Here is an 18,041-nt window from a genome sequence, read left to right as displayed (position 1 = left end):
ACTCGTGCGTCCGCCTCATTTCGTCCCCCCGGCCTGCGCCGGGATGACAATAGGGACCGGAGGAGTCAGGGCGTCGTCGGCGTTACGCCACCCGGCGGCTGAACTCGCTCGCGGCCTTTTCCAGCGACTGCAGCCGCGCGCCCATCCGTGCGAACTCCTCGCTCAGCGTGCTGATCTCGCCCGCGACCATTCCCGAATCGTTGCGGATGCTCGCGATCGTCGACGACATCGAATCGGCGGCGAGCGCGGTTTCGTCTACCGCGGCGGTGATCGACGTCACCGTCTGCGCCTGCGCGTCCATCGCTTCGCGGATGCGCTGCGCCGACTCCTGCACTTCGACGATCGTCTGCTGGATCGACTGGTTCGCCGACACCGACCCGCGTGTCGCCTGCTGAATCGCGGTAATCTTGGCGGCAATATCGTCGGTCGCGCGCGCCGTTTCGTTGGCCAGGCTCTTGACCTCCTGCGCCACCACGGCGAAGCCGCGGCCAGATTCGCCCGCGCGCGCCGCCTCGATCGTCGCATTGAGCGCGAGCAGGTTGGTCTGTCCGGCGATCTCGCGGATCAGCCCGAGGATCGATTCGATCGACTGGGCATGGTGCGACAGCGCTTCCGACATGACGACCGCTTCGCCCGCCTGTTCGGACGCGCGCGTCGCGACGCTGGCCGATGCCTCGACCTCGCTGCGCGCATCCTCGATCGCGCGGATCAGGCCGGCGGCGGTCGACGCGGCTTCGCGCATCGCCATCGCCGACTGTTCGGACGCGGCGGCGACTTCGCTTGTCTTCGCGATCATCCCCTTGGCGGCATGGTCCGCCGATTCGGCCTGCCGGGCGAGCTGTTGGCGCGCCGCGTCGGTTTCCTGGACCAGCGACGCAATCGAGCGGTCGAAATCGCCCGCAATCGTCTGACGCTCGCTCGATACCGCCGCGCTGTTCAGCTTTTGGGCATAGGCCTGCATGATGTCGGCTTCCAGCATCGCCAGCCGGTTTACCGCACTCGTCAGCCGCGTCGTCCGTGCGGCATCGTCGGCACAGGCTTCGACAATATATTTGATCGTCACCTCCTGGCTATGCGCGATGCAGGCGAGAATCGAGGCGATGGGGATGCCGGTGCGCAGCGCGACATGCGTGTTCTGGCACGCGATCGTTGCCGTTTCCTGCCCTGCGACATCCTCATATTTGATGCGCGCCTGGTGAACGCTGCCCTTCATCAGCTTGTCGAACAATGTCCCTTCGATCTTCGGGACGTTGGGAAGCTTGTTGAACACGTCCCAATAGGCCAGCGCGATTTCCGTCTCGCGGCCTGCAACAATTTCGTGAATTTCGGCGGCGTCGGCGGCGAGCCGTCCGTCGAGGTCGTAAAAGGGAAAGCGGTCCGCCATCAATATGGGGTCGATCTGCTGCTTATGAATGGGACTTTCCTTCGCCATAAACCTCTTCCCTCGCCAAACCTCGGACGCGCGAACTTTGGTGTCCGCATTCGTCCCCGAATTTTGTCACCGGGGTATGCGGAGGAATTGGTAAAATCGTCGTTAACCAGCCAGGCGGGTTCGCAACAATTCAGCGGCGCTCGGCAGGTCTGACCGGATAGCCCTCAAAGGCCTTGATCGTCCGCAAGGCGAAGGCGCTATGCATTGCGGCGACGCCGGGCAAGCGCGACAGGCATTGGCGGTGCAGCCGGTCGAAATCGGCGACGTTGCGCGCCGCGACGCGCAGGCGGTAATCGGACGCGCCTGACAAAAGCTGGCACTCCAATATTTCGTCGTGACTTTTGACGGCGCTTTCGAACGCGGTCAGCGCCTCTTCGCTTTGCGAGGTAAGGCTGATGTCGACGAACACATCGAGGCCAAGGCCGATGGACGCGGGCGACAATCGCGCCGCATAGCCTTCGATGACGCCCGCCGCTTCCAGCGCGCGGACGCGGCGATGGCATGCAGACGGCGACAGCCCGACGCGCTCGCCGAGTTCGGCGACCGGTCGCGGCCCCTCGCGCTGCAATATGGTGAGCAGCTTGGCGTCTGTTCGATCAATCATGTTGCGCGAATCCCGGCGTTGACGCGAAAATTTGGCGCGTTTCTCTTCTTCTCAACGATGAATTGCAAGCAAATCGCGCTTGCGGGCTGCTATAAGCGCCGCCAGACTCGAGCGTGCCGGATTGCGCCACGCCGACAACAAGGTGGAGAGCGACAGATGATCATCGGCACCCCGAAGGAAATCAAGAATCACGAATATCGCGTCGGCCTGACGCCCGAAAGCGCACGCGAACTCGCGGCACATGGCCACCGCGTCCTCGTTCAGTCGGGCGCTGGCGAGGGCATCGGCGCGCACGACAGCCATTATGTCGAGGCGGGTGCCGAAATCGTCGGTTCCGCAGAGGAAATCTTCGCGACTTCCGACATGGTCGTGAAGGTCAAGGAGCCGCAGGCGAACGAGCGTGCGATGCTCCGCGAAGGACAGATTCTCTACACCTACCTCCACCTCGCGCCCGATCCCGATCAGACGCGCGACCTGATGAAGTCGGGCGCAGTGTGCATCGCCTACGAAACCGTCACCAGCCCCTATGGCGGGCTTCCGCTGCTCAAGCCGATGAGCCAGGTTGCCGGGCGCATGTCGATCCAGGCGGGCGCGACGGCGCTCGAAAAGGCGCACGGCGGCCGCGGCGTGCTGCTCGGCGGCGTCCCCGGCGTCGCGCCGGGCAAGGTGTGCGTGATCGGCGGCGGCGTCGTCGGCTTCAACGCGGCGCAGATGGCGGCGGGGCTTGGCGCCGACGTGACAATCCTCGACCGCGACCCCGAAGTGCTCGAACGCGTCGGCACCTTCTTTGAATCGCGCGCCAAGACGCGCTTTTCGAACCGCGCCAATCTCGCCGAATGCGTTGCCGAGGCCGACCTTGTCATCGGCGCGGTGCTCATCCCCGGCGCCGAAGCGCCCAAGCTCGTCAATCGCGAGATGCTCGGCACGATGCGCCAGGGTTCGGTCCTCGTCGACGTCGCGATCGACCAGGGCGGCTGTTTCGAGACGAGCCACCCGACGACGCACGCCGACCCGACCTATATCGTCGACGGCATCGTCCATTATGCCGTCGCGAACATGCCCGGCGCCGTCGCGCGCACCAGCACCTATGCGCTCAACAACGTCACCTTGCCGCACGCGCTGCGCATCGCCGATCTGGGGTGGAAGGAAGCGCTTCGCCGCGACGTGCATCTTTCGCAGGGGTTGAACGTTTGGAATGGAAAGGTGACGTTCGAGGCAGTAGCCGAAGCGATCGGAACCGACTATGTGCCTGTCGAGCAGGCGCTTGCCTGACGAAAAGGACCGAGACCACACGATGACCGACGAACGCGCGCAGCCCCCGCACGAAGAAACCGAAGAAAATGAGGTGCTGCGCGCGATGCGCGAGCTGAAGGCGCAAAAGGAGGCTGCCGACGCCAGCGAGGCCGGCGCCGATGCACCGGCGCGCCGGGGTATCGGCTGGAAAACGGCCGCAGGCATCGGCATCGGCTCGGCCGCGGTTCTCGCGGCGCTACTCTATGCGAACCGCGACAAGCTGAAATAGGCGGCGCGCCGCCTCAACCCGCCTCTATGGCATAATGGATCGGTTTGAACGTGCCGCCGCAACTGTCATAGGCCGAACAGGCCGTGAGGCCGATAATCAGGTCCGCGAGCGCGCGGAACCGGATGAAGTCGCCGGGCTTTGTCGTCGGCGGGTCGACCTTGATCCGACCGTCACGCCCGACCGGCACATTCATGAAGATGTTGAACGCCACCGGGATCGCGTCGGGTTCGATGCCGAAAGGCGCCAGCGCTTCGGCCAGATTGCCGAAACAGCCCCGGTGAACGGGTTTTCCGGGGTAAAAATGGCGGAACGTCGCCTCGCTGCACGGCGTCAGCAGAAAGTCGTGCAGCCCGGCGCGATCCTCGACGATCTCCAGCAGCGGGCGCGAACGGTTCGACCACAAGCGGTTGCCTTCGCCCAGGCGGATCGTCTCTTCATAATCAAAGGTGCGTCCGTTCGACAGCGCCTCGCGCGGGTCGTCGGCGGCAAAGGCCAGCATGTCGCTCACCTGCCCGCCTTCAGGATCGATCACGCGCAGATGCTGCCCGGCCGCCAAACGAAATGCCGTTCCCGATCGCGGGGGGATTTCGGCAATCATGCGGCGTTCCGTGGATCGCGGAACGGGCATTGCCAGTCGTCGCCGACGCGCCGGCCGCTATATTGCGCCGCCGCGCTCGCCTCGCCGTGGCGTGCTATCATCGGGTTGATGCTTCCCGCCAGTTCGGCGTCGCGCGCCAATATGCGCTCGCGCATGCGCTCATAGCGTCCCTCGGCGCGCAGGCGCTCGAACTGGTCGTGCAGGTTGAAAATCAGTGCCGGACGCTCGAACCGCCGCGCGGGGCGCGAGGCGCGCGGATGCAGGCCGACGACGAAATAGGCCTCGCCGCCGAAGCTCAGTCCGAAATGCGGATTGTCGGGGTCGGGCGACACGCGGGCGTCATGGCGCAGGCCCTTCCACGCATCCTTGTCGGCGAGCGACTGGATCCGCGTCCATAACGCCTCCTCGAACGCCGCCTCGTCCAGATCGTCGGGGCCTGCGAAAATCACCGAAAAGCTCCGAAATCCGGTCGGATCATCCTTATAGGAACGCGCCCATTCGACGAGTTCGCGATGGATCTGCAGGTCGTTCCAGCCGCTGGTCAGGTCGCGCGCCTCGAATATGCGGAGCATGTCGTTGGCGAGGGCGGATTTGGCTCCGACGCAGGGAAAATCGGGGGCGCCGATAAATTTCCGAAAACGGGATGAAAGGTCGGGGGCGGCGGTGCGGTCGAGCGCGTCGGTTGTCATGATGCCGATAACGCACGCGAAATCCAAAGGCTGCGTCAAGGCGCTGTCAATTGTCGGCGGTCGCATCAACAAACTTTCCGCCGGGACAGCCTTAGGCTCAGGACCCATTAATTACGCGTTCGAGGCGTCGAAATGGCGAAGATATCGGGTCCGGGCGGGTGCAGCGGGTAGCATCGCTACCCGCAAGGCCGCGCGGGCCCGAGATCGAAGCCATTTCGGCGTCCCTCCGGGATTTGACCGATTTTGTCCATTGCTCCGTCGGCAAGCCTCGAAATATCGACATATTCCGTCGTCTTGCCTCCTCGCACTGAACAAAATCGCTTCAAACCTCGAACGCATAATTAATGGGTCCTGAGCCTAATCAATTGCATATCGCGCCGACCGCGTTAAACCGCGCCCATCGACCGACAGAGTCACGGAACGGGGCTGATATGGCTGGCAATCAACCGGGCGGGCGACCGCTTTCACCGCACCTGCAGGTGTATAAATGGGGGCCGCACATGGCGGTCTCGATCTTTCACCGGGTAAGCGGTGACGGGCTCGCCATCGTCGGCGCGCTGATGTTCCTCGCCTGGCTCGGCGCGATCGCCGCCGGTCCCGATGCCTATGCGGCGTTCGTCGCCTGCGTGTGGCACGATCCCGACGCTGGAACCGTCCATAAAATCACCAATATCCTCGGCAAAATCGTCCTCGTCGGGCTGACCTGGGCCTTTTTCCAGCATCTCTTCTCGGGACTGCGCCACCTCGTCCTCGACACCGGCGCGGGCTATGAGCTCAAGACGAACAAGCTCTGGTCGGCGCTGGTCATGATTGCCGCCGTGGTCGCGACGGCTGCGGTGTGGCTCTACATCCTTGCGGAGGCAGTCAATGGGTAACGGCACGCATCTCGGCAAGGTCCGCGGCCTCGGGTCGGCGCAGCATGGCTCGCACCACTGGCTGCAACAGCGGCTGACCGCGCTCGGCAACGTCCTGCTCGTCAGCTGGTTCGTCGTATCGCTGCTCCGCCTGCCGCTCGGCGATCATGGCGCCGTGCTGCGCTGGGCGTCGAACCCGACGGTTGCGCTCGCGCTGATCCTGCTCGTCGTCAGCGTCTTCTGGCACCTGCGCCTCGGGCTTCAGGTGCTGATCGAGGATTATGTCCACGGCGAAGCGACGCGGCTGCTCGCGCTCGTCGTCCTGAATTTCTATGCGATCGGCGGCGCCGCATACGGCATCTTTGCCATCGTCCGCATCGCGCTTGGCGGGGGAACGGCGGCATGAGCGACGCCTACAAGATTATCGATCATGTCTATGACACCGTCGTCGTCGGCGCCGGCGGCTCGGGCCTGCGCGCCACGATGGGCAGCGCAGAGGCGGGGCTGAAGACCGCCTGCATCACCAAGGTGTTCCCGACGCGCAGCCACACCGTCGCGGCGCAGGGCGGCATCGCCGCCAGCCTCGGCAACAATTCGCCCGACCATTGGACGTGGCACATGTACGACACGGTCAAGGGCTCCGACTGGCTCGGCGACCAGGACGCGATCGAATATATGGTGCGCGAGGCGCCGCAGGCGGTCTATGAACTCGAGCACGCAGGCGTGCCGTTCAGCCGCAACGCCGACGGCACCATCTATCAGCGCCCGTTCGGCGGCCATATGCAGAATATGGGCGAAGGCCCGCCGGTGCAGCGCACCGCCGCCGCCGCCGACCGTACGGGGCACGCGATGCTCCACGCGCTCTATCAGCAGTCGCTGAAATATGACGCCGACTTCTTCATCGAATATTTCGCGCTCGACCTGATCATGGAAGACGGCGTGTGCCGCGGCGTCATCGCGCTGTGCATGGAGGATGGCAGCATCCACCGCTTCCGCAGCCAGGCCGTCGTCCTCGCAACCGGCGGCTACGGCCGCGCCTATTTCACCGCGACCTCGGCGCATACCTGCACCGGCGACGGTGGCGGCATGGTGCTGCGCGCAGGGCTTCCGCTGCAGGACATGGAATTTGTCCAGTTCCACCCGACCGGCATTTACGGCGCGGGCGTGCTCATCACCGAAGGCGCGCGCGGCGAGGGCGGCTATCTCACCAACTCCGAAGGCGAGCGCTTCATGGAACGCTACGCCCCGTCGGCAAAGGATCTCGCGTCGCGCGACGTCGTGTCGCGCTCGATGGCGCTCGAAATCCGCGAGGGGCGCGGCGTCGGCCCGCATTCGGACCATATCTATCTCCACCTCGACCATATCGACCCAAAGGTGCTCGCCGAGCGCCTGCCGGGGATTACCGAGAGCGGAAAGATTTTCGCGGGCGTCGACCTGACGCGCCAGCCGCTCCCCGTCGTGCCGACGGTCCATTACAATATGGGCGGCATCCCCTGTAACTATCGTGGCGAAGTCGTCACGCTCGGCAAGGACGGCCCCGACACCGTCGTTCCCGGCCTGTTCGCGGTCGGCGAAGCGGCCTGCGTGTCGGTCCACGGCGCCAACCGCCTCGGTTCGAACAGCCTTATCGACCTTGTCGTCTTCGGCCGCGCGACCGGACACCGGCTCAAGGAGCTGCTCACGCCCAATGCGGCGCAGCCCGCGCTGGCAAAGGACAGCGCCGATTTCGCGCTGTCGCGTCTCGACCATTTCCGCAATGCGAACGGCGGGTCGCCGACCGCCGAGGTGCGCACCGAAATGCAGCGCGCGATGTCGGCGCACGCGGCGGTGTTCCGCACCGACGAGCTGATGGCGGAGGGCAAGGACAAGCTCGCGAAGACCTATGCGCGGATGCAGGACATCCATGTCACCGACCGCAGCCTCATCTGGAACACCGATCTCGTCGAAACGCTCGAGCTCGACAATCTGATCGCGCAGGCGGCAGTGACGATGCATTCGGCGCACAACCGCAAGGAAAGCCGCGGCGCCCACGCGCACGAGGATTTCCCTAACCGCGACGATGCGAACTGGATGAAGCACACGGTTGCCTGGTTCGACGGCTGGGGCGGCAAGGGCGGCGGGGTCAAGATCGACTATCGCCCGGTCCACGAATATACGCTGTCCGACGACGTCGACTATATCAAGCCGAAGGCGCGGGTGTATTGAGGGGATGAGGGCGCCCCGCGCTGCGGAGCGGCGCGGGCGCGATCAGTCGAACAGGCTACTTATGGGGTCGAGGTCCGAAAAGGGTTGGTCGACCTGCTGGCCCATCAGATACAGCTTGTAACAGGCGATCGCGAAGAACATCAGGGCGATCGTCCAGATGATCGCCGTCTTGATGATGATCCAGCGTTTCGCTTCATAGGCCGCGAGCGCGCGCGCCTTGTGGTCGATGCCCAATTCGCCCTCGAACTCGGCAACGAGCTGCGCGCGGCGGGTACGCGAAATATTCGCGAGACTCGCGGCTTGCGTCACGTCCTGATTTGTCCGGCGAGTCGCCATGCCCACACCTTGTGATCTGGTCACATTTACAGCCACTATAGGTTGGAGGCCCTGATAAAGGGTTAACCTTCCGGCTGCGGGGCGGGGGGCAACCCCGAAACACCGATCAATTTTGTGCGGGCAGAGGTGCCGCGGAGCAGTGAGAGATCGCTCCGCGGCCGGTCGAGTGCCTTGGCCAGCAGCCGCAGCACGGCTTCGTTCGCCGCGCCGTCGGCGGGCGGCGCGCTGACCCGAACCTGCACGACATTGTCCGAAATCTTGATCGTATCGCGGCCGACGCCGGGGACGACACGGATTTCGAGCCGTCCACCGGCGGCGCGTGCCGCCAGCTCGGCGGTCAGCGCCGGGTCGGGCCGGTACTTCAGAGCGTGACGACCAGTTTGCCGACCGCGCTCCGGTCGCCCAGCTTGGCAATCGCCTTGCCGCCGTCTTCGAGGGCGTAGGTGCCCGTGACGCGCGGGCTGATCTTGCCCTGGTCCCACAGCCGGAACAGCCGCGCGATATGGGCGCGGTTGCGTTCGGGTTCGCGCATCACGAACGCGCCCCAGAAGACGCCAGCGACGTCGCAGCTCTTGAGCAAGGTCAGGTTGAGCGGCAGCCGCGGGATGCCCGCGGGAAAACCGACGACAAGGTAACGCCCCTCCCACGCGATCGAGCGCAGCGCAGGCTCGCAATAATCGCCGCCGACCGCGTCATAGACGATGTTGGCGCCGTCGGGGCCCACGGCCTCCTTGAACTGGTTCGCAAGCGCCTTGGAGGCATCCTTGTCGAACGGCTGATAGCCATAGACGACAACTTCGTCGGCGCCTGCCTCGCGTGCGATCTGCGCCTTTTCCTCGCTCGACACGCCCGCAACGACGCGCGCGCCCAGCGCCTTGCCGAGTTCGACCGCGGCGATGCCGACGCCGCCCGATGCGCCGAGGACGAGCAGCGTGTCGCCTTCCTGGATGCGTCCGCGATCGACGAGCGCGTGGATGCTCGTGCCATAGGTCATGAGCAAGGAGGCACCTTCGGCGAAGCTGTGGCTCTCCGGAAGGTGGTAAACATTGTGGACGCCAACCGCGACCGCCTCGGCCATTCCGCCATTGCCGCAGCCCGCGATGACCCGGTCGCCAACCTTGAACTGCGTGACACCTTCGCCAACTTCGGCAACCACCCCCGCGACCTCGCCGCCGGGAGCGAAGGGGCGTTCGGGTCTGAACTGATATTTATCCTCGATGATCAGCGTGTCGGGAAAATTCACCGCACATGCCTTCACGTCGATGACGATCTGTCCCTTGCCGGCGGTGGGGCGCGGCAATTCGCCGAGCGTCAGCGTTTCGGGGCCGCCGGTTGCGGTCGACAAGAGAGCCTTCATCATCTTCTCCTCTGTTCGTTATGCCGCCGCCGGCCGCATCCAAGGCCGTTCGGCGTCGAGCTTCTGCTCATAGGCTGCAATGGCTGCGTCGCTCTTTTCGGTCAGCGAAATTTCGTCGAGACCCTCCAACAGGCACATCTTGCGAAAGGGATCGATCTCGAAGGTAAAGCGGTCCTGAAACTGCGTCGTGACCGTTTGATGTTCAAGGTCGACATGGATCGGATCGGTCTTTGCCACTTCGATCAACCGATCAATCGCTGCCTGCGGCAGCACGACTGGAAGAATACCATTCTTCACCGCATTGCCTGAAAAAATATCCGAATAGCTCGGCGCGATGACGACGCGGATACCAAGGTCGCCGAGTGCCCATGCCGCATGTTCGCGGCTCGACCCGCACCCGAAATTGTCGCCTGCGATCAGGATCGGCGCGCCTTGATATTCGGGGCGGTCGAACAAATTGTCGGGATCGGCGCGCAGGCTTTCAAAGGCGCCGCCCCCCATGCCCTCGCGGCTCACCGTTTTCAGCCAATGGGCAGGGATGATGACGTCGGTATCGACATTTTTCAGCCCCAGCGGGATGGCGCGGCCTTCGACTTTATCGAGCGGGTTCATTCGGCGGCTTTCGGAAAGGGTGGTAGTTTGGCGACATCGCGCGGCTCGTGCTGGATGATGACGGTGGCACCCAGATTGTCGGCGAGGCCCTTGAACCGGTCGAAGGAAGCAAGCGTGTCGGCGCGATCGGTGTTAAAGGTGGGCACTCCGTTGCTGTCGTAATTCTCCTGGAAATGTGCCTGATCGCCGCTGAGGAGCACGGTCCCGGTTTCGGACAGGCGGACCAGCAGCGCGTGATGGCCGGGCGTGTGACCGGGCATGTTGAGCATCACGACGCGGCCGTCGCCGAAAACATCCTTGTCGCCGCTGACCGGCTCGACCGGCGCGCCGCCGTCGATCCATGCGGCAAAGGGACTAGCATTGACCGATGCAGGCTTGTCCGGGCTCGTCAGGACATCCCAGTCGCCCTTGCCGATGAGCAGCTTGGCCTTCGGGAAATCGGCGAGCTGTCCGATATGGTCGAAATGAAAATGGCTGACCGCGACATAGCCGATGTCGGCGGCGTCGATACCGAGTTCGCCGAGCTGTTCGACGATGGTGCGCGTCATTGAGGCTGACATCGCCCCCTCGCGGCTCAACTCGGCATTTTTCAGGCTCGCAGGCAGGCCGAAATCCCACAGCATCAACGTCTCGCCGTGGCGGATCAGGTAACAGCCGACCGACAGGTCGCGGCTCTGCCCTGTATAGGCGAGCGTGTCGGAAAAGGCATTGAGCTGGTTGACGCGGACGGTGCCGCAGTCGAGCCGCGTCAGGGTGAGCGCCGGTGCGGCTTTATCCTGCGCTGCTCCCGAGAGGGGAAGCAGCAGCGCGGCGACACTGGCGGCAAGGGCAGCAAGTTGTTTCCGGACCATCTTCTTCCTCCTTCGAATTTTCGGGGGGGTGGCAGGTGAAAAAGTCAGCGCATCAACTCGCGCACGTCGGTCAGCCTGCCGGTCACCGCCGCCGCCGCCGCCATCGCGGGGCTGACGAGGTGGGTGCGGCTGCCGGGTCCCTGGCGGCCCACGAAATTGCGGTTACTCGTCGAGGCGCAGCGTTCGCCCGGCGGAACCTTGTCGGGGTTCATCGCAAGGCACGCCGAGCAGCCGGGCTCGCGCCATTCCAGCCCCGCCTCGATGAAGATGCGGTCGAGCCCTTCGGCCTCGGCCTGGCGCTTCACGAGGCCCGAGCCGGGGACGACGATCGCCCATTTGACCGTGTCGGCCTTGTGGCGGCCCTTGATGACCGCGGCGGCGGCGCGCATGTCTTCGATGCGGCTGTTGGTGCAGCTGCCGATAAAAATATTCTCGACCGCGACGTCCTGCATCCGCGTGCCCGGCTCCAGCCCCATATAGGCGAGACTCTTGGCAGCCGCCGCCTGTTTCGACGGATCGGCGAAGCTCGCGGGATCGGGCACGACGCCGGTGATCGGAACGACGTCTTCGGGGCTCGTTCCCCAGGTCACGCTCGGTGCGATGTCGGCGGCGTTGATAACAACGCTCTTGTCATAGGTCGCACCCGGATCGGTGGCGAGGCTCCGCCAATAGTCGACTGCTGCGTCCCAATCGGCGCCCTTGGGCGCATAGGGACGGCCCTTGAGGTAGGCAAAGGTCACATCGTCGGGCGCAATCAGACCGGCGCGCGCACCGCCCTCGATCGCCATGTTGCTGACCGTCAGTCGTCCCTCGATCGACAGCGCACGGATGGCGCTCCCGGTATACTCGATGACATGGCCGGTGCCGCCCGCAGCGCCGATGGTACCGGTGATATGGAGGATGATGTCCTTTGCGCTGACACCGGGGCCGACTTCACCGTCGACGCGCACTTCCATTGTCTTTGCGGGCTGGAGCAGCAGCGTCTGCGTCGCGAGCACATGCTCGACCTCGCTCGTCCCGATCCCGAAGGCGAGCGCGCCGATGCCGCCGTGGCATGCGGTATGGCTGTCGCCGCACACGATGGTGGTGCCGGGCAGCGAAAATCCCTGTTCGGGCCCGACGACATGGACGATGCCCTGCTCGGCTGCGACCGCGTCGATATAACGGATGCCATATTCGGGCGCGTTCTTTTCGAGCGCGGCGAGCTGCGCCGCGCTCTCGGGATCGACGATGGGCAGGCGGTTGCCGTTTGCATCCTTGCGCGGGGTCGTCGGCACATTGTGATCGGGAACCGCGAGCGTCAGGTCGGGGCGGCGCACCGCGCGACCGCTCGCGCGAAGCCCCGCGAACGCCTGCGGGCTGGTGACTTCGTGGACTAGGTGGCGGTCGATGAAGATCAGGCAGGTGCCGTCGGGGCGACGCTCGATAACATGCGCGTCCCAGATTTTCTCGTACAGGGTGCGGGGGCGGTTCATGCGGTCCACTTAAGCCAGTCGAACAACAATGCAAGCCGGTGGCTGATGAAAACGCAATTATCGGTCGCCGATCATGCCCGATCTATTGTTGCCGTCCCGGACTTGATCCGGGATCCAATCATCCAAAGTCGCGCGAATGGATCCCGGGTCAAGTCCGGGATGACGAATCCAGATAGTGATTTGGATATGGAACGGGCCTATAATGTCAGCATGTCGCTGCCCGCCATCCTCCTCCTTGTCCTCGCCACCGTCGCGGGGATGGAATTTGTCGCCTGGGCAAGTCACAAATATATCATGCACGGTTTCGGCTGGGCGTGGCATCGCGACCATCATGAGCCCCATGACAAGGCGCTGGAAAAGAACGACCTGTTCGCACTTGTCGGCGCCGCACTCAGCATCTCGATGTTCGCGCTCGGCAGTCCGATGATCATGGGCGCGGGGGCGTGGGAGCCGGGGACGTGGATCGGGCTCGGCGTCCTCATCTATGGCATCATCTACACGCTCGTCCACGACGGGCTCGTCCACCAGCGCTGGTTCCGCTGGGTACCGCGGCGCGGCTATGCGAAGCGGCTGGTTCAGGCGCACAAGCTCCACCACGCGACGCTCGGCAAGGAGGGCGGGGTCAGCTTCGGCTTCGTCCTCGCGCGCGACCCGTCGAAGCTCAAGGTCGAACTCAGGGCGCAGCGCGAAGCGGGCATCGCGGTCGTGCGCGAGGCGCTCGCCGAATAATCGTTCGGGGCCCTCCGCAACCATCGGGCACGCGCTTGGTTGCACTTCCCGAAAGGAGTTCGCAATGTCAGGCAGGGTTTCTACCGGACGCGTTGGCGGCGTTCTGAAAATGTTGGGCGGCGTCGGGCTGGTATGGCTCGCCGGCCGCGCAATGAAGGGGTCGGGTGGCCCGAAAAAAGCCGACGGTCATGCGGCTGCCTATCGTGACGACGAGACCGATCCTGAAAATATCGACCAGACGCGCTCGGCCGGGCCGGACGCGATGCGCGATCCGGCGACGCGGCCGTGGGGAGCGGTCGACGAGGCGAGCGACGAATCCTTTCCGGCCAGCGACCCACCTGCCTATTGAGACCGGGTGTCAGGCGGCGCGATAATCGGCGATTATCGCACCCGCCGCCGCGAGTTCCTCTTCATGGCTCGCCTCGCGCCAGTCCTCGGCGAGCGCCGCGGTTTCCCACTCGCGCATCGCCGGGTGGGCGAGAATATGATCGACCCACGCCTGTCCCGCGCCGACGTCGAGGCCGTATGTGCGGATACGAAAAGCGACCGGCGCGAAAAAGGCATCGACTGCGCCAAAGGTGTCACCCGCCAGCCAGGGGCCGCCAAAGCGCGCCAGTCCCTCTTCGAACAATTCGCGGAGGCGCGCGACATTGGCCTTCAGCGCATCGGACATCGGCTTGGGCGTGACGCGCACCCCCACATTCATCGTGCAGTCGCTGCGCAGCGCCGCAAAGCCGCTGTGCATCTCGCACGCCGCGCATTGTGCCCAGGCGCGCGCATCGGCGTCTGTCGGCCACACGCCATCGTGCCGGTCGGCAAGGTAGAGCGCGATGCCGAGCGAATCGTAAATCGCCCGCCCCTCGTGCAAAAGCACCGGAACCTGCCCGGTAGGAGAGAAGCTGCGAAACTCGTCATAATTGGTCGGTTTGGTGAAGGGTTCGATGCGATCGTCGAACTTTATTCCCAGCCCCTTCATCAGCATCCACGGGCGCAGAGACCAGCTCGAATAATTGCGGTTGGCAGTGATCAGCACATACATGACTCGCGCTCCTGTGCGACGATGGGGGAGGTGTAGTCGGGATCATGCGCAAAGGGCAGCTCGCTGCCGTTGCGGAGCACCGCGAGTACCGCGGCAAAGTCGGTTCGCGCGCGCCAGCCGAGACGGCGCTCGGCGCGCGATGGATCATAGACGCGGTCGATCGCCTCGGGCAGCACCCATCCGCGCGCAGAATAGAGATCGGCGGCGTCGGGGAAGTGCCGTGCGATCACCGCACGCGCATCGCGCGCCAGCTCGGCAGCCTCCTCGCGCGCGAAGGGCGGCGGTGCCGACAGGACGAACGTGTCGCAGCCGATCTCGGGCGTGCGCTCGAGCGCGGCGAGATGCGCCGCCGCGGCATCCTCGACCGTCAGGCGGCGGTTAAGCAGTTCATTGGCCTTGAGATTCTCCCCGCTTGGGACGGCGTGCGTATCGTCATCCTCGGGAAAGAAGCGCCCCGTGCGCAGGATCGCGATCGATATGCCATGCTCGCGGTGGACGAGCCGGCACGCCTGTTCGGCGGCGAGTTTGGTGATGCCATAGATGTTGCGCGGCGCGAGCGGGCCGAAATCTTCGTCCATCCACCAGGCGCCAGCATCGCTCGCCCCTGCGCGCACATCGTCGCGGACCATCAGCGACGTCGTCGAGGTGAAGAGAAACCGGTCGTTGCCCGCCGCGACGGCGGCTTCGATCAGGTTGAGCGTGCCGCTCGTGTTGACGTCGATGAAGGCCTGGCGCGGATAACGGACGATGTCGGGCTTGTGCAGCGCGCCCGCGTGGATCACTGCCTCGATGCCATTGTCGCCCATCGCCCGGTCGACGAAAGCGCGGTCGGCGACGGTGCCGAGCAATTGCGTATGCGCGCCGGGCACGACGTCGAGCCCCACAACCTCATGTCCCGTCTCGATCAGCAACGGCGCGAGATAGCGTCCCAGCCAGCCCGACGAACCGGTCAACAGGACGCGCATCGAATGTCTCCTACGGCCAAGGACGCGCGCCCGATAACGAAGCGCGAGGTCGCGAGCAAGCCTTGTCAGTCGGGCGCGACCTGACCTGCGTCGCGCGGCGCGACGATCGGCGGCGGTGCGGCCGGGTTTTCGCGCTGCGGCAGCTCGCTGAGGTCGAGCCAGTCGGTCTCGCGTCGGCGGTGATAGCTGTCGATAGCCGCGAAAGGGATGCGGAAGGGAAAGCCCCAGTCGCTGTTCCACATTGCGACGACGCCCGTCCGCGTCGCAGGTTCGAAAATCATCGTCGCGCGATAGCCCGACACCGCACCCGAATGGCCCGCGAGACGGCTGCCGCCAAAGGTAAAGCTTCGCCAGCCGAGGCCGTAGGCGGCGTCGCTGTTCGCTTGCCGCAGCGCGCCGCCGTAGAGCCGTCCGGTGCCGACGCGGGGGCGATGGGCAAGCTCCAGCACCGCGGCGGAAAGCACGTCGGAGCGCGCCCCCATCATCGCCTGCATCCATTTTGCGAAATCGACGATGTCGCTCTGGACACCCGCCGCCGCTGGAACGCGCCAATAGGCCTCCTTGACCGGCAGCACGCGCTGCTCGCGATGCGGCTTCGCCCAATCGGCTGCTGCGATCAGCGGCTCCATTCCATAGCTGGCGCTCGCCATGCCGAGCGGAGCGAACAGCCGGTTCATCACGGCATCCGAAAAAGGCTCGTTCGCCGCGCCCGACAAAAGCTCGCTCGCGGCGTCGAAAGCGATATTCTGGTAGGTGTGACAGGTGCCGGGATCGCATTGCAGCGGCGCGCCGGCCAGGCTGACGCGTAGCGCCGTCGGGTCCTGTCCGTCCTCAAGCTTGTCGTCATAGGCGTTTTTCGTAAGGCCGGTACGCTGGGCGAGCAGGTCCTCGATCGTGATGCGCGTCTCGCCGCCGCCGGGAAGGCGCAGCGTCGTGCGCCGGTCGGCCAGCCGCGCGCGAAGGTCGAGCGCGCCGCGATCGGCGAGCGCTGCGGCGAGGGTGCCCGCCACCGTCTTCGACACCGACGCCCAGCGAAACAGCGTGTGCGGCGTGACCGGCGCGCCGGTCGACGCGTCGGCGACGCCATAGGTGCGGACAAAGCGCAGTTCGCCTTCCTCGACGACCGCGACCGCGAGTCCCGCCATCTCGGGCCGCTGCGCCAGCGCGGTCAACTGCCGGTCGAAGGCTCGGTAATCGATGCGCCCGCGCCATTCGGCGGGCGTGTCGGGCAGGTTTTCGGGGGCGCTGCGCGGAATGGCGACGCTGGCGACGGGATCGCCGCCGCCCATCGCGTGATAGCCGACCCAACCCGACAATCCCAGTGTGGCGAGGGCGATCAGAACGATGACGATGCGGTGCATGGGGCGGTCTCTTAGCCGCCCCTTACCCCGTCGTCACCCCGTCCGCTGTGGGAAGGCGTCAGGCGATGTAATGCGCCGTCGTCTTTGCCGCGACCTCGTCCGCGGTCACACCCGGTGCCAGCTCGATCAGCCGGAACGGGCTGTCATGGTCGTCGCGTTTGAACACGGCAAGGTCGGTGATGATCATATCGACCACATTCTTGCCCGTCAGCGGCAGCGTGCACGCCGGTATGAACTTGGGGTCGCCGTTCTTCGACACATGCTCCATCACGACGATGATCTTCTTGACCCCGGCGACAAGGTCCATCGCGCCGCCCATGCCCTTGATCATCTTGCCCGGGATCATCCAGTTGGCGATGTCGCCATTTTCGGCGATTTCCATCGCACCGAGCACGGTCAGGTCGATATGCCCGCCGCGGATCATCGCGAAACTGTCCGACGAGCTGAAATAGACCGACTGCGGCAGTTCGCTGATCGTCTGCTTGCCCGCATTGATCAGGTCGGGATCTTCGTCGCCCGCATAGGGAAAGGGGCCGATGCCGAGCATGCCGTTTTCCGACTGCAGCGTGACCTCCATCCCTGCGGGGATATGGTTCGCGACCAGCGTCGGGATGCCTATCCCCAAGTTCACATAATAGCCGTCCTGCAGCTCTTTCGCGGCGCGCGCCGCCATGTCGTCACGGGTCCAGCTCATTGTGCATCCTCCCGCTCGCGGACGGTTCGGAATTCGATCTTCTTGTCATAGGGCGCGCCGACGATCATGCGCTTCACATAAATGCCGGGCAGGTGGACACAGTCGGGGTCGAGGCTGCCGACGGGGACGATTTCCTCGACCTCGGCGACGCAGATTTTCGCCGCGGTTGCCATCGGCTGGTTGAAGTTGCGCGCGGTCTTGCGGAAAATCAGGTTCCCGCTCTCGTCGGCTTTCCATCCCTTGATGATCGCGAGGTCGGCAAAGATGCCGCGTTCGAGGATATAATCCTCGCCGTCGAAACTCTTTACTTCCTTGCCCTCGGCGACGAGCGTGCCGACGCCGGTCTTGGTATAAAAGCCGGGGATACCCGCGCCGCCCGCGCGGCAGCGTTCGGCGAGCGTCCCCTGCGGGCAGAATTCGACCTCGAGCTCGCCTGCCAGATATTGCCGCTCGAACTCCTTGTTCTCGCCGACATAGGAGGAGATCATTTTCTTGACCTGCCGCGTGCGCAGCAGCTTGCCCAGCCCTTCACCGTCGATGCCGGCATTGTTGCTCGCGATGGTGAGGTCCTTGACGCCCGCGTCGCGGATCGCGTCGATCAGCCGCTCGGGGATGCCGCACAGGCCGAAACCGCCCGCGCAAATATGCATGCCATCGAACAAAAGCCCGTCGAGCGCCGCCGCCGCGTCGGGATATCGCTTATTCGCCATAGGTCGGC

Annotated in this window: 22 protein-coding genes; 7 read left to right on the top strand and 15 right to left on the bottom strand. The window is 64.8% G+C overall.

Annotated elements, in window-relative coordinates:
• Window positions 1-82: 82 nt before the first annotated feature.
• Complete coding sequence (locus JI743_RS09155; RefSeq protein ID WP_201928011.1) at window positions 83-1,432, bottom strand: methyl-accepting chemotaxis protein; 1,350 nt, start codon at window positions 1,430-1,432, stop codon at window positions 83-85.
• A gap of 130 nt (window positions 1,433-1,562) precedes the next feature.
• A complete protein-coding gene (locus JI743_RS09150) occupies window positions 1,563-2,036 on the bottom strand; it encodes an Lrp/AsnC family transcriptional regulator (protein ID WP_201928010.1) in 474 nt (157 codons plus the stop codon).
• Between the two features lie 156 nt (window positions 2,037-2,192).
• Here JI743_RS09150 and ald point away from each other — a divergent pair, with 156 nt between their 5' ends.
• Both ald and JI743_RS09140 read left to right on the top strand, forming a co-directional pair.
• Window positions 2,193-3,308: an alanine dehydrogenase gene (ald, locus tag JI743_RS09145; protein ID WP_201928009.1), complete on the top strand. Its 1,116-nt coding sequence runs from the start codon at window positions 2,193-2,195 to the stop codon at window positions 3,306-3,308.
• Window positions 3,309-3,330: 22 nt separating this feature from the next.
• Window positions 3,331-3,558, top strand: coding sequence for a hypothetical protein (locus JI743_RS09140; RefSeq protein ID WP_201928008.1), 228 nt, complete (start codon window positions 3,331-3,333; stop codon window positions 3,556-3,558).
• Between the two features lie 13 nt (window positions 3,559-3,571).
• Here JI743_RS09140 and JI743_RS09135 read toward each other — a convergent pair whose 3' ends face one another.
• Window positions 3,572-4,156 (bottom strand): DUF1989 domain-containing protein, encoded by a 585-nt coding sequence (locus tag JI743_RS09135; RefSeq protein ID WP_236659840.1) that lies wholly within the window; start codon window positions 4,154-4,156, stop codon window positions 3,572-3,574.
• Window positions 4,153-4,845: a guanitoxin biosynthesis heme-dependent pre-guanitoxin N-hydroxylase GntA gene (gene gntA / locus JI743_RS09130; protein ID WP_201928727.1), complete on the bottom strand. Its 693-nt coding sequence runs from the start codon at window positions 4,843-4,845 to the stop codon at window positions 4,153-4,155. The genes JI743_RS09135 and gntA overlap by 4 nt, the downstream gene beginning before the upstream one ends.
• Before the next feature lie 431 nt (window positions 4,846-5,276).
• On the opposite strand from gntA, the gene sdhC reads away from it, so the two are divergent.
• Genes sdhC through sdhA form a run of 3 tightly spaced genes read left to right on the top strand, consistent with a single transcriptional unit; the run spans window position 5,277 to window position 7,904 of the window.
• Window positions 5,277-5,720 (top strand): succinate dehydrogenase, cytochrome b556 subunit, encoded by a 444-nt coding sequence (gene sdhC, locus JI743_RS09125; RefSeq protein ID WP_201928006.1) that lies wholly within the window; start codon window positions 5,277-5,279, stop codon window positions 5,718-5,720.
• A complete protein-coding gene (gene sdhD, locus JI743_RS09120; RefSeq protein WP_201928005.1) occupies window positions 5,713-6,105 on the top strand; it encodes a succinate dehydrogenase, hydrophobic membrane anchor protein in 393 nt (130 codons plus the stop codon). The genes sdhC and sdhD overlap by 8 nt, the downstream gene beginning before the upstream one ends.
• A complete protein-coding gene (gene sdhA, locus JI743_RS09115; RefSeq protein ID WP_201928004.1) occupies window positions 6,102-7,904 on the top strand; it encodes a succinate dehydrogenase flavoprotein subunit in 1,803 nt (600 codons plus the stop codon). The genes sdhD and sdhA overlap by 4 nt, the downstream gene beginning before the upstream one ends.
• Window positions 7,905-7,946: 42 nt before the next feature.
• On the opposite strand, the gene JI743_RS09110 is transcribed toward sdhA, so the two are convergent.
• From JI743_RS09110 to leuC, 6 genes are all read right to left on the bottom strand, one after another.
• On the bottom strand, window positions 7,947-8,240 hold the full coding sequence (locus tag JI743_RS09110) for a hypothetical protein (RefSeq protein ID WP_201928003.1): 294 nt from the start codon (window positions 8,238-8,240) through the stop codon (window positions 7,947-7,949).
• A 62-nt stretch (window positions 8,241-8,302) separates the two neighbouring features.
• The gene (locus JI743_RS09105; RefSeq protein ID WP_330902780.1) at window positions 8,303-8,536 is read right to left on the bottom strand and encodes a DUF167 domain-containing protein; all 234 of its coding nucleotides are present in this window, start codon (window positions 8,534-8,536) and stop codon (window positions 8,303-8,305) included.
• 65 nt (window positions 8,537-8,601) lie between these two features.
• Entirely contained in the window at window positions 8,602-9,597 is a 996-nt protein-coding gene (locus JI743_RS09100) for an NADPH:quinone oxidoreductase family protein (RefSeq protein ID WP_201928002.1), read from the bottom strand.
• 18 nt (window positions 9,598-9,615) lie between these two features.
• Complete coding sequence (leuD, locus tag JI743_RS09095) at window positions 9,616-10,209, bottom strand: 3-isopropylmalate dehydratase small subunit (protein WP_201928001.1); 594 nt, start codon at window positions 10,207-10,209, stop codon at window positions 9,616-9,618.
• Entirely contained in the window at window positions 10,206-11,060 is an 855-nt protein-coding gene (locus tag JI743_RS09090) for an N-acyl homoserine lactonase family protein (RefSeq protein ID WP_201928000.1), read from the bottom strand. The genes leuD and JI743_RS09090 overlap by 4 nt, the downstream gene beginning before the upstream one ends.
• Window positions 11,061-11,104: 44 nt before the next feature.
• Entirely contained in the window at window positions 11,105-12,535 is a 1,431-nt protein-coding gene (gene leuC / locus JI743_RS09085) for a 3-isopropylmalate dehydratase large subunit (RefSeq protein ID WP_201927999.1), read from the bottom strand.
• Between the two features lie 210 nt (window positions 12,536-12,745).
• Here leuC and JI743_RS09080 point away from each other — a divergent pair, with 210 nt between their 5' ends.
• Together JI743_RS09080 and JI743_RS09075 are read left to right on the top strand one after the other, a co-directional pair.
• Entirely contained in the window at window positions 12,746-13,264 is a 519-nt protein-coding gene (locus JI743_RS09080) for a sterol desaturase family protein (protein WP_201928725.1), read from the top strand.
• 64 nt (window positions 13,265-13,328) lie between these two features.
• The gene (locus JI743_RS09075) at window positions 13,329-13,613 is read left to right on the top strand and encodes a hypothetical protein (RefSeq protein ID WP_201927998.1); all 285 of its coding nucleotides are present in this window, start codon (window positions 13,329-13,331) and stop codon (window positions 13,611-13,613) included.
• 9 nt (window positions 13,614-13,622) lie between these two features.
• On the opposite strand, the gene JI743_RS09070 is transcribed toward JI743_RS09075, so the two are convergent.
• The 5 genes from JI743_RS09070 to JI743_RS09050 all read right to left on the bottom strand — a co-directional run bounded on the left by JI743_RS09070 (window position 13,623) and on the right by JI743_RS09050 (window position 18,033).
• The gene (locus JI743_RS09070) at window positions 13,623-14,303 is read right to left on the bottom strand and encodes a glutathione S-transferase family protein (protein WP_201927997.1); all 681 of its coding nucleotides are present in this window, start codon (window positions 14,301-14,303) and stop codon (window positions 13,623-13,625) included.
• Window positions 14,291-15,268 (bottom strand): NAD-dependent epimerase/dehydratase family protein, encoded by a 978-nt coding sequence (locus JI743_RS09065; protein ID WP_201927996.1) that lies wholly within the window; start codon window positions 15,266-15,268, stop codon window positions 14,291-14,293. Before JI743_RS09065 ends, JI743_RS09070 begins: the two co-directional genes overlap by 13 nt.
• A gap of 65 nt (window positions 15,269-15,333) precedes the next feature.
• Window positions 15,334-16,629 (bottom strand): serine hydrolase domain-containing protein, encoded by a 1,296-nt coding sequence (locus JI743_RS09060; protein WP_201927995.1) that lies wholly within the window; start codon window positions 16,627-16,629, stop codon window positions 15,334-15,336.
• Window positions 16,630-16,687: 58 nt separating this feature from the next.
• On the bottom strand, window positions 16,688-17,323 hold the full coding sequence (locus JI743_RS09055; RefSeq protein WP_201927994.1) for a CoA transferase subunit B: 636 nt from the start codon (window positions 17,321-17,323) through the stop codon (window positions 16,688-16,690).
• Window positions 17,320-18,033 carry a CoA transferase subunit A gene (locus tag JI743_RS09050; protein ID WP_201927993.1) on the bottom strand — a complete coding sequence of 238 codons (714 nt, stop codon included), beginning with the start codon at window positions 18,031-18,033 and terminating at the stop codon, window positions 17,320-17,322. Before JI743_RS09050 ends, JI743_RS09055 begins: the two co-directional genes overlap by 4 nt.
• Window positions 18,034-18,041 lie beyond the last annotated feature (8 nt).

The organism is Sphingopyxis jiangsuensis (assembly GCF_016734905.1).
In the GTDB taxonomy this organism is placed as follows: domain Bacteria; phylum Pseudomonadota; class Alphaproteobacteria; order Sphingomonadales; family Sphingomonadaceae; genus Sphingopyxis; species Sphingopyxis jiangsuensis.
This window is presented reverse-complemented; position numbering and strand designations above follow the sequence as displayed.